Raw genomic sequence first — 17,692 nt, 5'->3', positions numbered from 1 at the left:
GCGGGTGCCGCAGAGCTTCCAGTCCATGTCGCCGAAGTGATCTTCGCTGCCGATGATGTCGGTGAGCAGGGTGTAACGCTCGATCGTGTTGTCGGCGCGGAACTCGGTGACGAGACCGCAGGAGATACCGGCGACGCTCTTCTTGAGCGGCACGCCGGCGTCGAGCAGGGCGAGGACGCCCGAGCAGACGGAAGCCATCGAGGTGGAACCGTTGGATTCCATCACTTCGCTCGAGACGCGGATGGCGTAAGGGAAGTCCTGAACGTCAGGAATGACGGGCTGGACGGAACGCTCGGCGAGCGCGCCGTGGCCGATTTCGCGGCGGCCGGGCGAGCCGGTGCGGCCGGTTTCGCCGACGGAGAACGGCGGGAAGTTGTAGTGCAGGATGAAACGCTTGGTCGTCTCGCCGCCGGTGTAACCGTCGAGATCCTGCGCTTCGTCGGCGGGCGCGAGGGTCGCGAGGGCGACCGCTTGCGTTTCGCCGCGCTGGAAGAGCGCGGAACCGTGCGACCGGGGGAGCAGGCCGACTTCGGCGCTGAGCTCGCGGATCTGGTCGAGGCCGCGTCCGTCGCAGCGGGTCTGCTTGTCGAGAATGGAGACGCGGAACGCCTTCTTCTGGAGGTAGTCGAACGCCTGGCTGACTTCGAACTTCGAAGCTTCCGGGAACTTGGCGACGATGGCGGCGGTGACTTCGTCCTTGAGCGCGGCGATGGCCTTCTGGCGAACGACTTTGCTCTTGTTGTAGATGGCCGCTTCGATGCGATCACCGGCGACGGCGTAGGCGACTTCCATCAGCTCGTCCTTCACGGTGAAGAGCGTGGGCTGACGCTTGGGCTTGCCGGCCTGCTGGGCGAGTTCGACCTGCGCGGCGACGATCTTGGCGACTTCGCCCTGGGCGAAATGCAGAGCGGCGATGAACTGATCCTCGGGGATCTGGTCGGCGGCGCCTTCGATCATGACGACGTCCGTGGCATTGCCGACGTAGACGAGATCGAGATCGCTCTGGAGCATCTCGGGGTGCGTCGGGTTGGCGACGAACTGGCCATTGACGCGGCCGACGCGCACGGCGCCGACGGGGCCGGCGAATGGAATGTCGCTGACCATGAGGGCGGCACTCGCGCCGTTGATGAAGAGGATGTCGGGATCAATCACGCCATCCGCGCTGAGGAGGACGCCGATGATCTGCGTGTCGTAGAGGTAACCCTTCGGGAAGAGCGGACGCAACGGGCGGTCCGTCATGCGGCAGGTGAGAATTTCCTTTTCCGAGGGGCGGCCTTCGCGCTTGAAGTAGCCGCCGGGGAACTTGCCGACCGCAGCCGCTTTTTCGCGGTAGTCGACGGTCAGCGGGAACCAGTCCTGACCTTCCTTGATGGTGGTGGCGGAAACCGCCGAGATGAAGACGATGGTCTCGCCGCTGCGAACCGTGACGGCGCCGTCCGCGAGTTTCGCGAGCTTGCCGGTTTCGATGGTGATGGGATTGGCGCCGATGTGCGCCGTGACGTTATGGATACTCATTTGCTTTGCTAAATGGGCATCCGACACCGCAGTCCGAAAATTTCCGGATCCCGTGACCGGTCTCAATCTTGATCTTACTCTTAATCTGAATCCCCTGACGGGAAGGGATTCAGATTAAGATTAAGCATCAAGACCAAGCAGGAGCGGGGAGGAAACTCAGTGGAGAGACGGTGCCGGTGGTGCCTTTTGTTTTTTGGGGTTAAAACCACGCGGCCGAATTGCCGGGCGGAAAGGGATGAAGATGGAGGGGGTGAAAAGAAGTTCGCCCGCGAATTGAGTCGCGGGCGAACGTTTCCGAACATCCGTGGTGGCTACTTGCGCAAGCCGAGTTTCTCGATGGCCGTCTTGTAACGGTCCGGCGAGGTGCGCTTCAAATACTCGAGAAGCTTGCGGCGGCGGGCGACGAGCAGGAGGAGGCCGCGGCGGGAGGAATGATCCTTGACGTGGGTCTTGAAATGCTCGGTCAGCTGGTTGATGCGCTGGGTCAGCAATGCGACCTGCACGTCGGCGCTGCCGGTGTCTTTCTCGTGCAATTGCAGCGCCTGGATGTCCTTGGTGTCTGTCATATCAAATTCTTTATATTGGGGCCGCGAAGTATGGGTAGGAATTCTTCTTTGGCAAGGGGAAGTTTTCGAATCGTCTGCGAATGATGAAGATCAGAAGGAAAAAGGGAATTAGGAAAACAGGAAAAGGGAGGTGGGCGGAGGTGGTTCGTTTGGTTCCTGATTGATCCCTCTTCGAGAAGCCAAATTGCGGGCTCAGGTGTTCCGGCCTTCGGGCGCAAATTTCTCAAAGGCTTAATCGACCTTAATTCAGCTTAATCGGGCTTAATCCTTCTCTGAAGGATGAAATTCGGGCGGGTGCGATTTTTGGGCAGGTTGGGTGCGATTTCGGCCGGAATCGCACCGGGATCCGACTGTTCCGAGCGCTCCCGGCGGCCGGCCAGGAGTTCCCTCCGCTCTCCAGAGAGCGCGGCGCGCTCCCGCTCCAGGTCCATGCGCATCACGCGGTGATCGCCCTGCCGCAGCCGGGTGATGTCGCCGCACATCTCGCGCAGCAGGCGCCAGTGCTCCTCGGGACTGGCGGCCTTCTCTACGCGGGTGGTCGCCACCGCGTAGCGGCCGGCCATCCAGTGGGCCAGCGTTTCCGTGGCCACGCCGGGGTCGTCCACCGTCTCCAGGGTCGCCACGCGCCCGATTTGCTGCGCCACTGCCCGCGCTTCGCGTTCCATCCGCCATTCGCGATAGCCCTGTTGCCGCCAGGCGGTGAGATTTGGTCCGTTGATCGACCGTCCGCCAAACTCGGCCTTCAGCACCGCCTGCGTCGCAGGCTGGGCATTGAGCCAGGCGAGCAACGCCCGGCCGCTTTCGCCATCGAGCAGGCGCTGGTTGAGCTGTTCGCGCAGTTCATAAGGCAAGCGCGCAATTTTGCCGTTGCGGGTGATGTTCATGATTCAGAATCGTGCTAAATATTGAATGCTCATATGTGAATTATGAGCTTATTATGAGCGTATTATGAGTTAAATCAAGCGGGATATATGGACGCTGATACAACAAACCGTTAAAACGGCCTGCCCCGGACGAAAAACCGACTTTGCGCAACCGTGTTCACGTGCTATCCGCAAAGAAGTTTCCGGTCGGCGGTAGATGCCAAGAGCCGGAACGAGAACTATGCGCCACGCTACACAGCAGTGGATTCTTCGGCACCCTAGATTGCTCTACGTTGCCATCCTCCCCGGTATGATTGGAGGCTTCGTTTTCGGCTTCGCTTTTGCTGGTTTTTGGGGTGCGGAGATTGGTGGGCCGATCGGCGTAGTGCTCGCGCTCTACGGGTATGCCTACTTCCGTATGAGCCTTCTGCGGGCATCGGGAGGGGCGTCACCTCCGGAATCGCCATCGGAACCTCCGCCAGAACCTCCGCTGGAGGGTGCGCCACGCCCGGCACCGTTGCGTCCGTTCTCACCGCTCATTCAGGCGGCCCGCGCCGAACTCCCAAATGACCACAACGCCTGACAAGCGTTTGATTCAGTTATGCGGCGAGTTTGAAATTCGGTTTTGGCGGGTTGACCACCGTTCCGTGTCGATGGTGGTCGCTTAGGGACTGCCCTTGAGCGCGGTGGCGATGTCGGCGATGGCGTCGTTGGCCTTGGGGAGGAGGCGGGCGTTGGAGAGGAAGCCGTGCATTTGGCCGGGGTAGCGCTGGACGGTGGTGGGGACGCCTTCCTTGGCGAGGCGGGCGGCGTAGGCTTCGCCTTCGGCGCGGAGAGGATCGAAGCCGGCGAGAAGGATGAAAGTGGGTGGGAGTCCTTTAAGACTGGAGGCGAGGAGAGGCGAGGCGCGCCAGTCTTTGCGCTGCGCGACATCTGGCACGTAGAGGCCGATGAAGGTGCGCATGGCGTCGTCGGTGAGGATGAGGTTCTTGGTGAAGCGTCCGTAGTAGTCGCCGCTCATGGAGAGGTCGACGGCGGGGTAGATGAGGATCTGCGACTTGAGCCGGGTGCCGCCTTCGTCGCGCAGGGCGAGGGCCACGGCCGCGGCCAGATTGCCCCCGGCGCTGTCGCCGCCGACCGAGACGCGGGCGGGATCGACGCGCAGGCTGGCGGCTTGGGCTACGACCCAAAGCAGGGCGGCGAGGGCATCGTCGAACGCGGCGGGGAAGCGATGCTCGGGTGCGAGGCGATAGTCGACGCTGATGACGGCGCAGTCCGCCTGATTGGCGATGGAGCGACAGATCCAGTCGTGGCTGTCGAGATCGCCATGCAACCAGCCGCCGCCATGGTAGTAGACCAGCACCGGCAGCGCACCGGTGGCGGGGGTGCCGGCCCCGAGATAGAGACGGATGGGGATCGGGCCCGCCGGACCGGTCGCGGCGTATTCCTTCACCTGGAGGACCTGCGGAAGGTCGGGCTGGTTGCGCAGACGCGCCCGCCGTCGCGCGTCCCGCACCTCTTCCGGCGGCGCGAGGAGACTGGGCGCCGGGAGTTGCGCTTTCATGAAGGCGATGGAGTCGGCGTCCATGGGCGCGGCACCTGCAGCGGGCGTGACGCTGTCTTGGGCGAAGGTCGGGGATGCCGTCAGCGCGCCGATCAAAAGCAAGCAAGCGAGGGGGAACCTGAATTTCATGAGCAGAGAAAGGCGGAAAGATGATCGAGAGCTGTGTCCAAGGGGAGCAGATTCCGTCTCGCTTGGTCCGCCCCCGCGTGAAGCAACCGGCTCCCGCGATCTTGAAGGAAGCCGCGTGTAGCGCATCTGAAATCCGACGCGGCGCCGCCGAACTGCGCGATGGAGGCTGTTGCCGTGTGCTCGCACTCCTGATATGTTAACGGGGTGATCGTTTCCGTCGAAATCCCAGACCAGTTCGCCAGGCAGTTCCATTTGGACGAAGCTTCGCAATCCCGCGCGCTGCTGGAAGCGTTCCTCTTGCAACGTTACGCTGAAGGAGAATTGACCGCCGGACAGGTGGGTGAAGTCCTGGGCTTTTCGTTTCAGGAAACCGAGCAATTCCTGCACGATCACCACGCCTCCGGTTTGACCCCGGAAGAAAACCTGGAAGGCGTTAGGAATCTGGAGCGGTTGCTCCCCAGATGAGTGGGACGCTCATCGTCTCGGATACATCACCGCTAAACTATTTGGTGTTGATTGGGGCGATTGATCTTTTGCCCCAGTTCGTTTCCAGCGTTCTCATCCCGCCCGCCGTGGCCGCAGAACTGGCGGACCCTCGGACGCCGGCTACCGTCCGGCAGTGGCTTGCCCATTCGCCTCCTTGGCTGCACATCGTGGCGCCCCTGAATGTGGATCCGCTGCTTCATCTCGATCGGGGTGAAGCTGAAGCCATCTCCCTCGCCGCCGAACGCGGCATCCGCGCCATTCTGATCGACGAACGGAGGGGATTTCGCGTTGCCAAATCGCGCGGACTTGAACCCCTCGGCATCCTCGCCGTCCTGGAAGTCTCGGCGGCGCGTGGACTTGTCGATTTCGACGAAGTCATTGGGCGCTTGAGAACCACCACTTTTCGCTTCACCGAACGTCTGATCACCGAGGCAAAGAAACGGCTCGAAGCCGCCAGACCGTAATCTCTGTTTCGTTCGGCTCCCCAAGAGGAAGTTTTTGCGTCGATACCAGCAACGGGGGGCGGTGCGTTGCTGGACTACTTCTTGTCCCAACCGCGTTTGGTCACCGTCGAGGGGTTGGTGTATTCGGCGATGACTTTGCCTTCGTTGATGACTTTCACCCAGATCCCCAGGACGTTGTCTTCCACCTTCCGCCGGCCGCCGTTGATGTAGTAGGTGTCCCCGACCAGAACTTGTTTGGCCAATTGGAACTCACTGGTCTTGGCCGTCTGGATCATGGTCTTGCGGGTGAGCGGCTCGAACTTGGCCGAGCCCGTGATGCGATCGACGGTATCCTTGTCCTTCGACGTGCCGAGCTTCTGGCGCTCAACGAAAATGAGATACTGCACGTCCAGCGCGGGCACGTCGCCAAACGAGCGGTTTTGCACCTTCAACTCGTAGAGAAACTTGTCCGCCGTTTTGCTCTCGGCGCCTTCGCCTACGGCTTTGCCGGGGTTGTATTCGACCCGCTTGCGTTCGGCACTGACCTCGACCCGGACCTGATCGGCCGGATTCGGGGCCGGCGTGCTCGCGACCTGGGGGGCAACCGGAGCGGGTGCGGATGACGCGACCGGCGCTTGGGGGAGCACCGAGCCGTTGTTCCGAAACGTCACCAAGGCGCGTTGCATCAAATCCGTGGAGGCGACGGGAACGACCTGCCGGGCATTCTGGTACTCGACCTCGACGGACTGATTGCCGACTCGCAGCAGACGGAGCGCGGTGCCGACGGGGATCTTGGCCTCACCGGCGACCCGGCCATTCAGGACAATGGGAAAAGTGACTGCCTGGACCAAAGTCACCTGGGGTGGCCAAAGGGCGGGCGTGCGGACGACCGCCGCCAGTTCCAAAGGCGGCGGGGTGGGGGCGGGCGTCGGTGTGGCGACCACGACCACGGGAGCGGGCGTCGGCGTGGCTATGACGACCACCGGCTCCGGTGTCGACGGCGGTGGAGTGACCGGGACCGGTGTGGCGACGGCGATCACGGGTGGCGGCTCTTTGGGCGATCTCGTCTTCTGCCAAACGAAGAAGCCCGCACCCGCCAACAGCAGAACAATAACAAGCACCCACACGATGGCGCGTCCGTCTTCCCTTCCCGCTCGGAAACCTTCTGATTGCATGGAAAGGTTGGCTACCGAAATGACAGCTCCATTTCAAGCGAATTACGACGCTTCCGAGGCCGCACTCTGTTGATAAATTTGACATTGCATACTATCGTCGACAACAGGCTGCCGGCGGAAGTTTTCAATTGGGCTGTGGCGGAGGTGAGGGAATGGTGGGCAGGGGAGCTTCGATCTTGAGGTTCAGGCCCAGTTTGCGGCCGTAAGTTTGCAGCTCGGCGGCGAGACTTTCGCGGGTGCGTCCGTGGAGGAGGTGCTTTGATTCGGCCTCTGTGATCGGCACGCCCCGGCGGATCTCGTCGAAGAAGGCGGCGAGGAAGGCCTCGTGGGCAAGGCGAAAGCCGGTGCCGCCCCGGCCTCGGTATATTTCCGGAAGGGGTTTGGCACCGCGCATGCTGTTTGCATAATTATGCTCACTTACGCCTACCAAGCCCGCGACTCCTCCGGCAAGACCGTCTCCGGCGTGCAGGAAGCCCTCAACGAAGACAACGCGATCAACACGTTGATGTCTCGTGGCCTGATGGTGCTGTCCCTGCAGCAGAAAGCCGGCGGCAAAGCGGCCACCCCCCGCGGCAAGATCTCCGAGACCGATCTCGTGCTTTTCACCCGCCAGCTCGCCACCATGGTGGATGCCGGTCTCCCGCTGGTGGGCGGCCTGACCGCACTTTACGAGCAGGCGGACCCGAAGCGCCAGGCTGGCCTGCGCCGCATCATCGGCGAGGTCAGTGCGCTCGTGCAGCAAGGCGACTCCTTTTTCGAGGCTATCTCCAAACATCCCATTGTCTTCAATCGCCTCTACGTGAGCATGGTGAAAGCGGGTGAATCCGGCGGTCTGCTCGCGGAGATTCTCGATCGTCTGGCCTCCTTCCTCGAGTCCGCCGCCCGCCTTAAGAAGAAGGTCAAGTCCGCGATGACCTACCCGGTCATCGTCATTTGCATCGCCTTCGCCATCACCACTTTCCTCATCGTCAAGGTCGTGCCTGTCTTCGGTGAAATCTTCGCCGACTTCGGCGCGAATCTCCCCGCTCCGACTCAATTCCTGCTGGATCTCAGCTCCTTTGTGCGTGGCAACTGGTACTTCCTCGTCGGCGCCGTGGGCGGCACGATCTTCGGCATCAAAGCCTTTCTCAGGACTGAGCGTGGCCGTCAATTGTGGGACACCTACAAGCTCAAGCTGCCGATCTTCGGCCCCTTGGTGCACAAGATTTGCATGACTCGCTTTGCCCGCACTTTCGCCCAGCTCATCCGCGCCGGCGTGCCGATTCTCGAGGTCATGTCCATCGTCGGCGATACCTCCGGCAACTACGTCGTCGAGGAATCGATCAAGAAAGTCTCCAACGACATTGAAAAGGGCGACCATCTCGCCGCCGCCTTGGGACGGGAGAAGATTTTTCCGCCGATGCTCGTCCGCATGGTCAGCGCCGGCGAACAGACCGGCAAGATCGACGCCATGCTGGAGAAGATGGCCGACTTCTGGGACGAAGAGATCGAGGCGGTTCTCGACGCGCTCACTTCGCTGATCGAGCCGCTGCTCATCTGCGTCCTGGGTGTCATCGTCGGCGGCATCGTCATCGCGATGTTCCTGCCGATCTTCAAGCTCAGCGACGTGGTCTCGAACGCGAAGAACTAAGTCGCAAGTCAGGCCGAGGGCTTGCAGCCCCCCGTGAGCACCATCCCGATCAGCAACGCTCCATAGACGAGCCCGGCCAGAGCCGCCACGCGCCAGCGCTTTTCCGCCGCGGTAATCCAGGAGATCTGGTTGCGCAGCGTGTAAGGAGTGCCGACCCAAAACATCGCGAACACGATCCAGACATAAACCAGTACGCGCAGAAGCTGTGCGGCGGGTTCCGGGCGCAGAAAAGCGGATTCGAGGAGCGGCTCCGCCGCGAGCAAGACGAGCATGCCGAGGGCGCGGACGGCCAGAAATTCATCGACGTATTTCCACGTGAGTATCCAGGCGATAGGGGTGGCGATGAGGACCGTCTGGCGCCAGTTGGTGAACTCCCCGAGGTCCATCTTGGCCACGAGGAGGAAAAACCAGATTGCGGCGATGGACACGAGCGCGAGGCCCCATTTTTTGGAGCGGGGAAAATCACGTAGCCACGCCTGTACGGCGGCCGGCTTGAACAGGGCGAGAGCATGCGCGGCGATCAGCAAGATCCCGACGAGAATGAACGCGGTTTCCAGCTTGAGGGAATAAATCATGAAGGGAGGCGGGCAAGAGAATCGGATTCTGGCACCCGCTCAAGCGAAAACGTCGCGCTGGCGTTCGCGGCGCCTCTTTGCGGAATGGTAACGGAGCGTTGGCCTCGGAACTGCTTGGAGAGGTAGCACCCATGAGTTCGGTCCGGAAGCAGCCCCATGTCCTCAAGATCCTCCTTTGGTCGGCGGTGCCCGCCTGCCTGCTCGTGCTCGCCATCCTGCTCTCGCCGCTGGTCTGGGCGTGGGAGCGGGAGCACCAGTGGCAGGCGTATCGGAAAACCGCGCTGGCCGCCGGGATGGTGCTCGATCCCCCGGACCTTCCGCCGGCCATCGACCCGGCGTTGAACTTCGCCGCCCTGGCCCCATTCGCCGCGGTTCCCGTGGATGCGGATGGCAAACCCACCCAGCCCGCGACTTTGCCCTCCGACGGGCTGCCCATGAAACTGCTGCCCGATATTGAGAGGAACAAGCGGGCTGATTTCGCCGGCGCCCGGGAAGAATTGCACCTCGAGAAAGTGCGCGATGCCGATCTTCCCGCAACCATCCTGCGCACCTGCGAGGAGCGGCTGGGCGGGAAATGGCCGGCCGTCCTCGCCGCCGAGGCGAAGCCACAGGCGCGGTTCGGAGTGCGGGACTGGCTGACGACCGTGACCGAAAAGCTGCCGGTGGCCGATCTGCGGACAGCGGTCCAATTGCACGTCATTCGGGCGGTCGCCTTCCAGCACATGAAACGCAGTGCTGAGGCCCTAGGCGAGATCCGCGGCGGTCTGCGCATTGCCGCCGCCGTGCAGACCCATTCCTCCGTGGTGGCCTACGTCCTGCGCTCCGCGCTTTTGAATCTGCAAATGCGCGCCGTGTGGGAAGGCCTGGAGCAGGGCGCTTGGTCCAATGCCGAACTCGCTGCGCTGGCGAAGGAGTTGGCCCCACTGCACGCCAGCACGGGCTATGCGCGGATGACCGATGCCGAGCGCAGTCGGTTGAACACCATGGTGGAATGTCTGGTCGCCCAGTCGGCCTCCGGGCGGGCGCGGCAGATCCACCAGTGGTTTCCCGGAAAAGAAGAAGGACCCGCGATCATGGCTTTTGTCATGCGCTGGCGGGCGGTATTGCGCGACAACCAGCTCGCCATCAATCGGCACATGGATGGGGTGCGGCAGCAGATCGATGAAAAGGGCGATTGGCAGCCCACGGAATTGCCTTTCGACTTCGATAAAATGGAAAGCCCGGAGAACGTACGCTACGCCCTGGCGGCGATAACCGTGGCCCGTTACACCAACGCACAAAAATACGCGCTGACCGCAGAAACATTCCTGCGCCAGGCCCAACTTGCCATCGCGCTGGAGCGGTTCCGCCGGGAGCACGGCAACCTTCCCGAGCGCTTGTCCGAGGTTGTTCCACAATACCTCCCCCGCGTCTTGCTCGATCCGATGGATGGCAAGGAGATGCGCTATGCCAGGGACGACCCCAGGCACTACCGGTTGTGGTCGGTCGGCCAGGACCGGGAAGATGATGGCGGGAAGGTGGAGGTAAAAAAAGAGACTGACGGAAAGGAAGAGACGGATCCCGAGGACATCGTGTGGCCGGGCAGCGCGGCGGGAAAATAGAGGACGGGGAGAAGCGCTCCCGATTTATTGATGAATCGATTTCTCCACTCGCAGCGTAGAATGCCTTGATGCCCGTTCACATTCTTCGTCGCACGCAAATCGTGCCGGCCCGCCTGGAGGCCTGTTGGGATTTTTTCTCCGATCCGCGCAATCTCACCAGGATCACGCCGCCCGCGCTCGATTTCCGGGTATGCGGTGAACAACCGCCGCGCGTTTATGCTGGCATGATGCTCACCTACCGCGTGCGCCCACTCCTCGGCGTGCCCGTCACGTGGGTCACCGAGATCACCCACGTGGAAGCTCCGCATCGCTTTGTCGATGAACAGCGCATTGGCCCCTACGCGATCTGGCATCACGAACATTTTTTCACCGCGCTGGACGATGGCCGCACCGAAGTCCGCGATCTCGTGCATTACGTGCTGCCCTTCGGCGTGCTCGGCGATCTCGTCCACCCGTGGCTCGTCGCCCCGCAACTCGAGCGCATTTTCGCTTTCCGGGAAAAAGCGGTCACGGAACATTTCGGCGGGCATCCACTTTCGGCAACCCCTTGAGGCGAACTACGGCGGCAACTCAAAGGTCTGGCCGATTTCCGTCAGCGCCACACGCTGGGGCGCATTCCGCAGGGCGGTGGTGAAGCGCTGGATCGGTTCCTCCATCGGCTCCCAGCTCAACTTGAATGTCTGGTGATGCATGGGCAGGACGAAACGCGCCCGGGCTTCGTCGGTCATCGCCACCGCTTCCTCCGGTGTGCAATGCGCGTGGATCCATGGCTGATACGCACCGATTGGTGCGCAGAGCAGATCGATCTGGCCGCGCGAACCGAGCCGCTGGGCCGGCGTGCGGGCGCTGTCGCCCACGTGGCAGAGCCGTTTGCTGCCGCGCTCGAAAACGTAACTATTGTAGCCCCGATAGTCGTCGTACTGCAGGCGCGCTCCCCAATGGAGCAGCTGAAACGCCGCCACCGTGACTCCGCCGCGCGCCGTCTCGATTTCCCGGCTCTCCTCCCAGTCGAGTTCGATGACCTCACGGAAGCGGATGCGCCGGAAGATATCCGCGGTGCGCCGGGCGGTGACGACGACTGCCTCCCGCGAGATCGCGCGCAGCGAGCGCAAATCGAGGTGATCGAAATGGGCGTGCGAGAGCAGCACGAGGTCGATGCGTGGGAGCTCCCGTGGCTGCAGCGCGCACGCGACGTAGCGCTTCGGACCGATGGTGAACGGAGGCACGCGGATGCCGCAGCGGTCGAAGAGGACCGGGTCGGTGAGGATGTTCACGCCGAAGAAATTAATCAGCACCGTGGCGTGCCCGAGCCATGCGGCGGTCACGCGGTCATCGCGCCAGGTTGAGGGTTGCGGATGATGCGGCGCCGCAAGAACCTCGCGCTGGCTGTCTTGCACCATCATGGTCAAAAAACGAATTCGGCTCACCACGCGAAGAGAATCGGACAAGCGGCCCGCCGGAAATGAAATTCCCCCATCCAGCCGCCGCCTGGGAGGGAACCGATTCCTCCGAAATGTGCTCTTCTCGCAACGAGATGGCAGAAATGGTGGCGGATGGCATCCCACTTGCGTCATCACGCGGAACCAAAAATGACGCCTTCATAATTCGGTCTTAGGGATGAAAAGGGAAACACAAGACATCGCCCGCTCGATTCCGCTTACGGAATTCGAGTTCCTCGTCTCCGACGAGCAACGCTACCGCGGCATTTTTCTGAACGCCATCGAGGGCATTTTTCAAACGACGCCCGATGGTCGCTACCTCGGTGCGAATCCCGCACTGGCGCGCATCTACGGCTATGCGTCGCCGGAGGAAATGCAGGCCCATCTACGCGACATCAGCCGCCAGCTCTACGTGCGCGCGGGTCGGCGCATGGAGTTTCTCGAGATCATCGAACGCGAAGGCAAGGTCGCGAACTTCGAGTCCCAAGTCTATCGCCGGGATGGCAGCATCATCTGGATTTCCGAGAATGCCGTGGCCGTGCGGGACGAATTCGGGCGGCTCCTCTACTACGAGGGCTTCGTCGTCGATGTGACGGAGCGCCACGAAGCCGCGGCCGCGCTCGAACAGGCGCGGGACGAACTTCAGCAAAGCCTCACCGAATTGCGCACAACCCAGCAGCAGGTCGTGCAGCAGGAGCGCCTGCGCGCGTTGGGCGGCATGGTGACGGGTGTGGCCCATGATTTCAACAACGCGCTCTCGCTCATCCTCGGCTACGCGGAACTCTTGCAGCACGAGTGCCGCAAGCATCCGGCCGGGGAGAGCTTCGTGGACTATGCGCAGACCATCGTGACCGCTTCGCTGGACGCCGCGGAGATCGTCAATCGTCTGCGGGAATTCCACCGGCCCGCGGAGCCGGGGGAAACGCACGAGCCGCTGCCTTTCAATGCCATCGTCGAGCAATCCGTCGCCTTCACGCGTCCGCGCTGGTCCGCGGAATCGATTGCCCGCGGCATGCCCGTCGAAGTGGTGACCGATCTCTCCGCGATTCCTCCGCTGCGCGGCAATGCCGCCGAACTGCGCGAGATGCTCACCAATCTCATCTTCAACGCCGTCGACGCCATGCCGCAGGGCGGCACCATCGCGTTACGGACGCGTCCCGTGGGCCCGCGCATCGAGCTCGCGGTCACCGATACCGGGACCGGCATGTCCGAGGAAGTGCGCCGGCGCTGCCTCGAGCCCTTTTTCACCACCAAGGGAGAGCGGGGCTCCGGCCTCGGCTTGTCGATGGTCTACGGCATCGTCGAGCGGCACGATGGCACCGTCTCCATCGAAAGCACTCCCGGCCGCGGCACCACCTTTGTCTTCACGTTCCCGAGCGACACGGCCGCCGTCATTTCCGAGGAATCGGTGCCGGTTTCCGGCACGCGTCCGTTGCGCATCCTCGTGGTCGACGACCAGCCCGTGCAGTGCGAGCTGATCTCGCACGCCCTCCAGCGCGACTGGCACACCGTGGATGTAGCCAGTAATGGCCGCGAAGCGCTGCGTCTTTTCGAGCGGCGGGAATTCGATCTCGTGATCACCGACAAGGTGATGCCAGAGATGAATGGCGACCAGCTCGCCCTGGCCGTGAAATCGCGCGAGCCCGACACCCGCGTCATCATGCTCACCGGCTTTGGCGGGGCGCTCGACGGTGAGCACCAATCGGAATTCGTCGATCTCCTCGTGGCCAAGCCCGCGTCCCTCGCCGAGCTGCGCGCCGCCATCGCCAAGGTCATGGCGTAAGCCGGGGCTCTGCGCGATTTAGTGCGTGAGCTCGTCGCGAATCCGCCGTACGAATTCATCCACCGCCTTGGTCTCATTGCCCACGTTGCGCAGCGGCAGGAGTCGTTCCTTGAGCGGCGGATAGCTCGCTGGGTTAGCCAGCTGTTCCGGTGCCAGGAGCTTCCGCGCGGCGAGGTTCGGATTGGTATAAGGATACTCCTTGCTGATCAGCACACTCACTTCCGGCTCCAGGCAGTAGTTGATGAAATCCTCTGCGACATTTTTGTGCGGCGCGCCAGTGGGAATGGCGAGGCTGTCGAGGAACATGTGCGCTCCTTCCTTGGGCAGGACGTATTGGAATTTGTGATCCCGCTGCCAGAGCAGTGCCGCCTCGCCGCTCCACACGAGGCCGATAATGGCGCGGCCATCGAGCAGCGCCGTGTGCGGACTGTCGGAATCGAAGACGCGGATTTGCGGCAACCACGCCCGGAGCACCGGTTCCGTGCGCGCCAGCGAGTCGTTGTCGATCTGGGTGATGGGCCGGCCCAGCGAGGCCAGCGCCCACGCCACCATTTCGCGCTGATCATTCACCGCCACGATGCGCCCGCGATACTTCCCCGTGAACACATCCGCCCACGTGTGAATCGGCTCCTTCACCGCTTCCGTGTTCACCACGATTCCCACCGTCCCCGCCATCCACGGCACGCTGAATTTTCCCTCGGGATCATGCGGCAGCCCGCGAAATTGCGGATCGAGATGGCGAAGATTGGGAATCCGCGCGGCATCGAGCGCTTCGACGCCTCCGGATTGGATCAACCCTTCCACATAAGCCTGGCTGGGTTGCACGAGATCGTAGTGGCGTGGCTTGGCGCGCAGCATGGCCAGCATCTGCTCGTTGGAATTGTAGTTCTCGATCACCACGCGCACGCCGCTGCGTTTCGTGAAACCTTCCGTCACCGCCGCCGGCACGTACTCCGTCCAGCACAGCAGATTGAGCACGCGCGCGTCCGGCTCTTGTCCCCGGCAGACTACGCAGATCAGCACGAGCAGGACGTAGTGGAGCAGGGTCGAGCGCATACTACGGCTTCTGTCTTCGAATAGACTGCGGGGGCGTCGCGTCCGCACTCAGGATAGCGGCGCACTCACGCTGACTTCCGTCTTCACCGAATTGGCGATGAAGCATTCTTCGTGGGAGCGATGGTGCAGTTGGTCGAGTTCCTCCGCGGTCGGCACTTTGTCCCCGCCCCACACGATCTGCGGATGCAACGTCACTTTACTTACCCAGAAAGCGCCGCGCTCATTTTTCGCCATCACGCCGGTGGCTTCGTCGCGATAGCTCTCCACCAGAAGGCCCGCCTTCCCCGCCAGCCAGATAAACGTGAGCATGTGGCAGCTCGACAGCGAAGCGATAAAGGCTTCCTCGGGATCGACATTGGCCGGGTTCGACCATGGCACCGGAACGACGTGCGGCGACGAAGACGCCGGGACGGTCAGCCCGCCATCAAACGTCCAGGTATGCTCCCGCGAGTAGCGGCCTTTCAGAAAATCGGGGCCGGGGTTCTTCCATTCGATGGTGGCTTTGTATTCGGGCATAGGGTGATGGGGTCTGAACTTAAACGTGGCGGGCGCTGGGCAGCGGCGCAAGGTCGGGCGGGACGAAGGTATATTTCGCCTCGGGCGAACCGAAGCGTTCGCGCGAGTAGAAGAGGCGCAGGAGTTTCTTTTCCTGGAGGTGGGTCTGCGCGGCGAGGAACTGCTCGGCAGGAGACGATTGTAGGGCAGGCGCTCCGCCTGCCGCGGCAAGCGAGGCGCTTGCCCTACAACGATCCGTTTCGCCCGTCGGCCCATATTCCGCGACCATCGCGGCCACGATGTGCAACCACGCGACCGTCATGGTCTCGTGATAACCGCTCGTCGGTGTATCCACGATATTCTGCGACCGGTTGTAGGCGCGAATGCCTGCGGTGACTTTCGGGATCGCGTCTGCCAGTCCGAATTGCGTGACGTAAAGATAGGCCACCCGCAGATGGGCGCGGTGCGTCCAGTGGACATACGGCAGGGTGCAGTCGGCAAACTGCCGCAAAAACTCCGCGTCGCTCAGCCCCACGGCATCGGTCTTGGCAACGGGAGAATCGGCACTCATCGGGGTTTACTGAATACTGAGCACTAAGGACTAAGCACTATTTTTTCTGGCGGGATGGGACGGGCTTGTCGAATGTCCCGCGTGTTTCAATCGCGCCAACTCGATCTCCTCGTCCTGCTCTTCGTCTGCTTTGCCGCGTTTTGGTGGCGGCTCGGGGCGCTCGGGCTGATCGATCCGGATGAACCCTTCTACGCGCAGACGGCGCGGGAGATGGTGCAGAGCAAGGATTGGGTCACGCCGCAGATCTACGGCGCGCCGCAGTTCGAGAAACCAATCTTCTACTATTGGACGGTCGCGGCCTCGTTCGCGCTCTTCGGGGAATCGGAGCTGGCCGGACGCGCCCCGACCGGCGTGTTTGCCACCGCGTTGGTGCTCCTCGTCTGGGTCTTCGCCTCGCGTGTGTGGAGTGCGCGCACCGGATTTCTCGCGGCGCTGGTCCTGGCCACGAGCCTGGTGTTCTGCGTCATGTCGCGCCTCATGCTCACGGACGTGCCGCTGGCCTTCTTTCTGGCGGCGGCGATTTTCAGCTATTGGAAGGCAGGGGAAGGGGAGGAGCGGCGCAATTTCTGGATCGCCCTCTCGCTGGCCTGCAACGGCCTGGCCGTACTCACCAAGGGTCCCATCGGTTCGCTCGTGGTCTTGTTCACGACCCTCGCCTTCGGCCTGCTCACGCATCGCAAGACGCTCTACCGCGGACCGGGTCTGTGGTGGGGGCTGGTGCTCTACGCGGTCATCGTGGTGCCGTGGTACGCGGCGATGTTCGCCTGGCACGCCAAGCCCTTCTGGGAGGAGTTTTTCGTGCGCGACAATTTCCTGCGCCTCATCCGGGCGGAGCATCCGGCGAACAATCACTTCTGGTATTACCCGGGCCTCTTGCTCATGGGCTCGATCCCCTGGATGCCGGCGGTCGCCCTCGCCGTGCGCCGTGCCTTCACCGGCTTTCGCGCCGATCCCGCGCTGCTCTTCCAATGGTGCTGGCTGCTGACCAGCCTGCTCTTCCTCACCATCGCGCAGTCGAAGCTGCCCTCCTACGGCTTCTACCTCTTCGTGCCCCTCGCGGTGATTGTAGGCCGCTCGCTCGACCTGCTGCTCGAGCGCGGCTTTACCTCCATCGGCGAGCGTCGATTGATCATCGGTTTTGCCGTGTTCCAGTGCGTAACCTTGCTCGTCCTGCCCTTCGTCAAAGCGGCCAAGCCTTTCACTTTCCCGATCGCGCTGGTGGCCATCTGCCTCGCCGTCGCGCTCGTCTTGCTTCTGCAAAAGCGCCTTGTCCCGTGGCTGCTCGCCAGCTCGCTGGCCAGCCTCGCACTACTCGCGGGTGCGCTGACGAAGGCGCTCCCGGCCGTCGAGGCGGAAAGCTCCGCGCGCCCGGTCGCCCGCGCTTTGCTGGCTGACCGCCGCGAGGGCGAACCGCTGGTCAGCGGGAAGTTTCTCGTGCGCGGAATCATCTATTACACGCGCTCGCCGGTGACCATCCTGGCTAGCAAGCCGCATCCTTTCTGGGCCGATCACCCGCTGCCGATCATTGTGAGGGCCAAGGGCCTGAATGCGTTTGTCGCGCAGTACCCTTCTGTGCTGTGCGCGTTGCGCAAGGGCGACTGGGCTTCGGTGGACGACGAAAAGATCTTCGCTACTCGCGATTCCTTCGCCGAACTCGGTGAAAACATCGTCGTCCGCGCGGTCAATCCAGACGTGAAGAAGGCGGAATGAGGAAGGGCGCGAGCGCTCTCCTTTCTCTCCTTTTATGTCATTCTGAGCGGAGTGTAACGGAGTCGAAGAACCCCGTCGCTCTACCAAAGAT

The 17,692-nt window shown here is 62.5% G+C and carries 18 protein-coding genes; 7 read left to right on the top strand and 11 right to left on the bottom strand.

Annotated features, from left to right (window positions below):
* From ABJF10_RS18365 to ABJF10_RS18350, 4 genes are all read right to left on the bottom strand, one after another.
* The coding region (locus ABJF10_RS18365; RefSeq protein ID WP_348546054.1) for a polyribonucleotide nucleotidyltransferase at positions 1-1,515 on the bottom strand (1,515 nt) is incomplete at its 3' end.
* A 311-nt stretch (positions 1,516-1,826) separates the two neighbouring features.
* Positions 1,827-2,081, bottom strand: coding sequence for a 30S ribosomal protein S15 (gene rpsO / locus ABJF10_RS18360; protein WP_348546053.1), 255 nt, complete (start codon positions 2,079-2,081; stop codon positions 1,827-1,829).
* A gap of 251 nt (positions 2,082-2,332) precedes the next feature.
* Positions 2,333-2,965, bottom strand: coding sequence for a hypothetical protein (locus ABJF10_RS18355; RefSeq protein ID WP_348546052.1), 633 nt, complete (start codon positions 2,963-2,965; stop codon positions 2,333-2,335).
* Between the two features lie 643 nt (positions 2,966-3,608).
* Positions 3,609-4,637 (bottom strand): alpha/beta hydrolase, encoded by a 1,029-nt coding sequence (locus ABJF10_RS18350; RefSeq protein WP_348546051.1) that lies wholly within the window; start codon positions 4,635-4,637, stop codon positions 3,609-3,611.
* 204 nt (positions 4,638-4,841) lie between these two features.
* Between ABJF10_RS18350 and ABJF10_RS18345 the strand changes: the two genes are divergently transcribed.
* On the top strand, positions 4,842-5,102 hold the full coding sequence (locus tag ABJF10_RS18345) for a UPF0175 family protein (RefSeq protein ID WP_348546050.1): 261 nt from the start codon (positions 4,842-4,844) through the stop codon (positions 5,100-5,102).
* Positions 5,099-5,587, top strand: coding sequence for a DUF3368 domain-containing protein (locus ABJF10_RS18340; RefSeq protein ID WP_348546049.1), 489 nt, complete (start codon positions 5,099-5,101; stop codon positions 5,585-5,587). The genes ABJF10_RS18345 and ABJF10_RS18340 overlap by 4 nt, the downstream gene beginning before the upstream one ends.
* 74 nt (positions 5,588-5,661) lie before the next feature.
* Here the strand turns inward: ABJF10_RS18340 and ABJF10_RS18335 are convergent, their stop codons facing one another.
* Both ABJF10_RS18335 and ABJF10_RS18330 read right to left on the bottom strand, forming a co-directional pair.
* The gene (locus ABJF10_RS18335; RefSeq protein ID WP_348546048.1) at positions 5,662-6,606 is read right to left on the bottom strand and encodes a hypothetical protein; all 945 of its coding nucleotides are present in this window, start codon (positions 6,604-6,606) and stop codon (positions 5,662-5,664) included.
* Positions 6,607-6,865: 259 nt separating this feature from the next.
* Entirely contained in the window at positions 6,866-7,135 is a 270-nt protein-coding gene (locus ABJF10_RS18330; protein ID WP_348546047.1) for a hypothetical protein, read from the bottom strand.
* A gap of 15 nt (positions 7,136-7,150) precedes the next feature.
* On the opposite strand from ABJF10_RS18330, the gene ABJF10_RS18325 reads away from it, so the two are divergent.
* Positions 7,151-8,371, top strand: coding sequence for a type II secretion system F family protein (locus tag ABJF10_RS18325; protein WP_348546046.1), 1,221 nt, complete (start codon positions 7,151-7,153; stop codon positions 8,369-8,371).
* An 8-nt stretch (positions 8,372-8,379) separates the two neighbouring features.
* Here the strand turns inward: ABJF10_RS18325 and ABJF10_RS18320 are convergent, their stop codons facing one another.
* A complete protein-coding gene (locus ABJF10_RS18320; protein WP_348546045.1) occupies positions 8,380-8,946 on the bottom strand; it encodes a hypothetical protein in 567 nt (188 codons plus the stop codon).
* Positions 8,947-9,077: 131 nt separating this feature from the next.
* On the opposite strand from ABJF10_RS18320, the gene ABJF10_RS18315 reads away from it, so the two are divergent.
* A complete protein-coding gene (locus tag ABJF10_RS18315) occupies positions 9,078-10,547 on the top strand; it encodes a hypothetical protein (RefSeq protein WP_348546044.1) in 1,470 nt (489 codons plus the stop codon).
* Between the two features lie 68 nt (positions 10,548-10,615).
* The gene (locus ABJF10_RS18310) at positions 10,616-11,098 is read left to right on the top strand and encodes an SRPBCC family protein (protein WP_348546043.1); all 483 of its coding nucleotides are present in this window, start codon (positions 10,616-10,618) and stop codon (positions 11,096-11,098) included.
* 6 nt (positions 11,099-11,104) lie between these two features.
* On the opposite strand, the gene ABJF10_RS18305 is transcribed toward ABJF10_RS18310, so the two are convergent.
* The gene (locus ABJF10_RS18305; protein WP_348546042.1) at positions 11,105-11,950 is read right to left on the bottom strand and encodes an MBL fold metallo-hydrolase; all 846 of its coding nucleotides are present in this window, start codon (positions 11,948-11,950) and stop codon (positions 11,105-11,107) included.
* A gap of 214 nt (positions 11,951-12,164) precedes the next feature.
* Between ABJF10_RS18305 and ABJF10_RS18300 the strand changes: the two genes are divergently transcribed.
* Positions 12,165-13,769: an ATP-binding protein gene (locus ABJF10_RS18300; protein WP_348546041.1), complete on the top strand. Its 1,605-nt coding sequence runs from the start codon at positions 12,165-12,167 to the stop codon at positions 13,767-13,769.
* Positions 13,770-13,787: 18 nt separating this feature from the next.
* Here the strand turns inward: ABJF10_RS18300 and ABJF10_RS18295 are convergent, their stop codons facing one another.
* Genes ABJF10_RS18295 through ABJF10_RS18285 form a run of 3 tightly spaced genes read right to left on the bottom strand, consistent with a single transcriptional unit; the run spans position 13,788 to position 15,891 of the window.
* Complete coding sequence (locus tag ABJF10_RS18295; protein WP_348546040.1) at positions 13,788-14,825, bottom strand: spermidine/putrescine ABC transporter substrate-binding protein; 1,038 nt, start codon at positions 14,823-14,825, stop codon at positions 13,788-13,790.
* A gap of 48 nt (positions 14,826-14,873) precedes the next feature.
* The gene (locus tag ABJF10_RS18290; protein ID WP_348546039.1) at positions 14,874-15,341 is read right to left on the bottom strand and encodes an OsmC family protein; all 468 of its coding nucleotides are present in this window, start codon (positions 15,339-15,341) and stop codon (positions 14,874-14,876) included.
* A 19-nt stretch (positions 15,342-15,360) separates the two neighbouring features.
* A complete protein-coding gene (locus ABJF10_RS18285; RefSeq protein ID WP_348546038.1) occupies positions 15,361-15,891 on the bottom strand; it encodes a hypothetical protein in 531 nt (176 codons plus the stop codon).
* A gap of 81 nt (positions 15,892-15,972) precedes the next feature.
* Between ABJF10_RS18285 and ABJF10_RS18280 the strand changes: the two genes are divergently transcribed.
* Positions 15,973-17,601, top strand: a complete 1,629-nt coding sequence (locus ABJF10_RS18280) for a glycosyltransferase family 39 protein (RefSeq protein WP_348546037.1) — start codon at positions 15,973-15,975, stop codon at positions 17,599-17,601.
* Positions 17,602-17,692 lie beyond the last annotated feature (91 nt).

This window comes from Chthoniobacter sp., from assembly GCF_040003245.1.
GTDB lineage: Bacteria > Verrucomicrobiota > Verrucomicrobiia > Chthoniobacterales > Chthoniobacteraceae > Chthoniobacter.
This window is presented reverse-complemented; position numbering and strand designations above follow the sequence as displayed.

What these genes read in the sequence shown, in the direction of transcription:
- rpsO (WP_348546053.1), bottom strand. Translation starts at nt 2,081, where the DNA reads ATGACAGACACCAAGGACATCCAGGCGCTGCAATTGCACGAGAAAGAC.
- ABJF10_RS18355 (WP_348546052.1), bottom strand. Translation starts at nt 2,965, where the DNA reads ATGAACATCACCCGCAACGGCAAAATTGCGCGCTTGCCTTATGAACTG.
- ABJF10_RS18350 (WP_348546051.1), bottom strand. Translation starts at nt 4,637, where the DNA reads ATGAAATTCAGGTTCCCCCTCGCTTGCTTGCTTTTGATCGGCGCGCTG.
- ABJF10_RS18340 (WP_348546049.1), top strand. Translation starts at nt 5,099, where the DNA reads ATGAGTGGGACGCTCATCGTCTCGGATACATCACCGCTAAACTATTTG.
- ABJF10_RS18330 (WP_348546047.1), bottom strand. Translation starts at nt 7,135, where the DNA reads ATGCGCGGTGCCAAACCCCTTCCGGAAATATACCGAGGCCGGGGCGGC.
- ABJF10_RS18325 (WP_348546046.1), top strand. Translation starts at nt 7,151, where the DNA reads ATGCTCACTTACGCCTACCAAGCCCGCGACTCCTCCGGCAAGACCGTC.
- ABJF10_RS18320 (WP_348546045.1), bottom strand. Translation starts at nt 8,946, where the DNA reads ATGATTTATTCCCTCAAGCTGGAAACCGCGTTCATTCTCGTCGGGATC.
- ABJF10_RS18315 (WP_348546044.1), top strand. Translation starts at nt 9,078, where the DNA reads ATGAGTTCGGTCCGGAAGCAGCCCCATGTCCTCAAGATCCTCCTTTGG.
- ABJF10_RS18310 (WP_348546043.1), top strand. Translation starts at nt 10,616, where the DNA reads ATGCCCGTTCACATTCTTCGTCGCACGCAAATCGTGCCGGCCCGCCTG.
- ABJF10_RS18305 (WP_348546042.1), bottom strand. Translation starts at nt 11,950, where the DNA reads ATGATGGTGCAAGACAGCCAGCGCGAGGTTCTTGCGGCGCCGCATCAT.
- ABJF10_RS18300 (WP_348546041.1), top strand. Translation starts at nt 12,165, where the DNA reads ATGAAAAGGGAAACACAAGACATCGCCCGCTCGATTCCGCTTACGGAA.
- ABJF10_RS18295 (WP_348546040.1), bottom strand. Translation starts at nt 14,825, where the DNA reads ATGCGCTCGACCCTGCTCCACTACGTCCTGCTCGTGCTGATCTGCGTA.
- ABJF10_RS18290 (WP_348546039.1), bottom strand. Translation starts at nt 15,341, where the DNA reads ATGCCCGAATACAAAGCCACCATCGAATGGAAGAACCCCGGCCCCGAT.
- ABJF10_RS18285 (WP_348546038.1), bottom strand. Translation starts at nt 15,891, where the DNA reads ATGAGTGCCGATTCTCCCGTTGCCAAGACCGATGCCGTGGGGCTGAGC.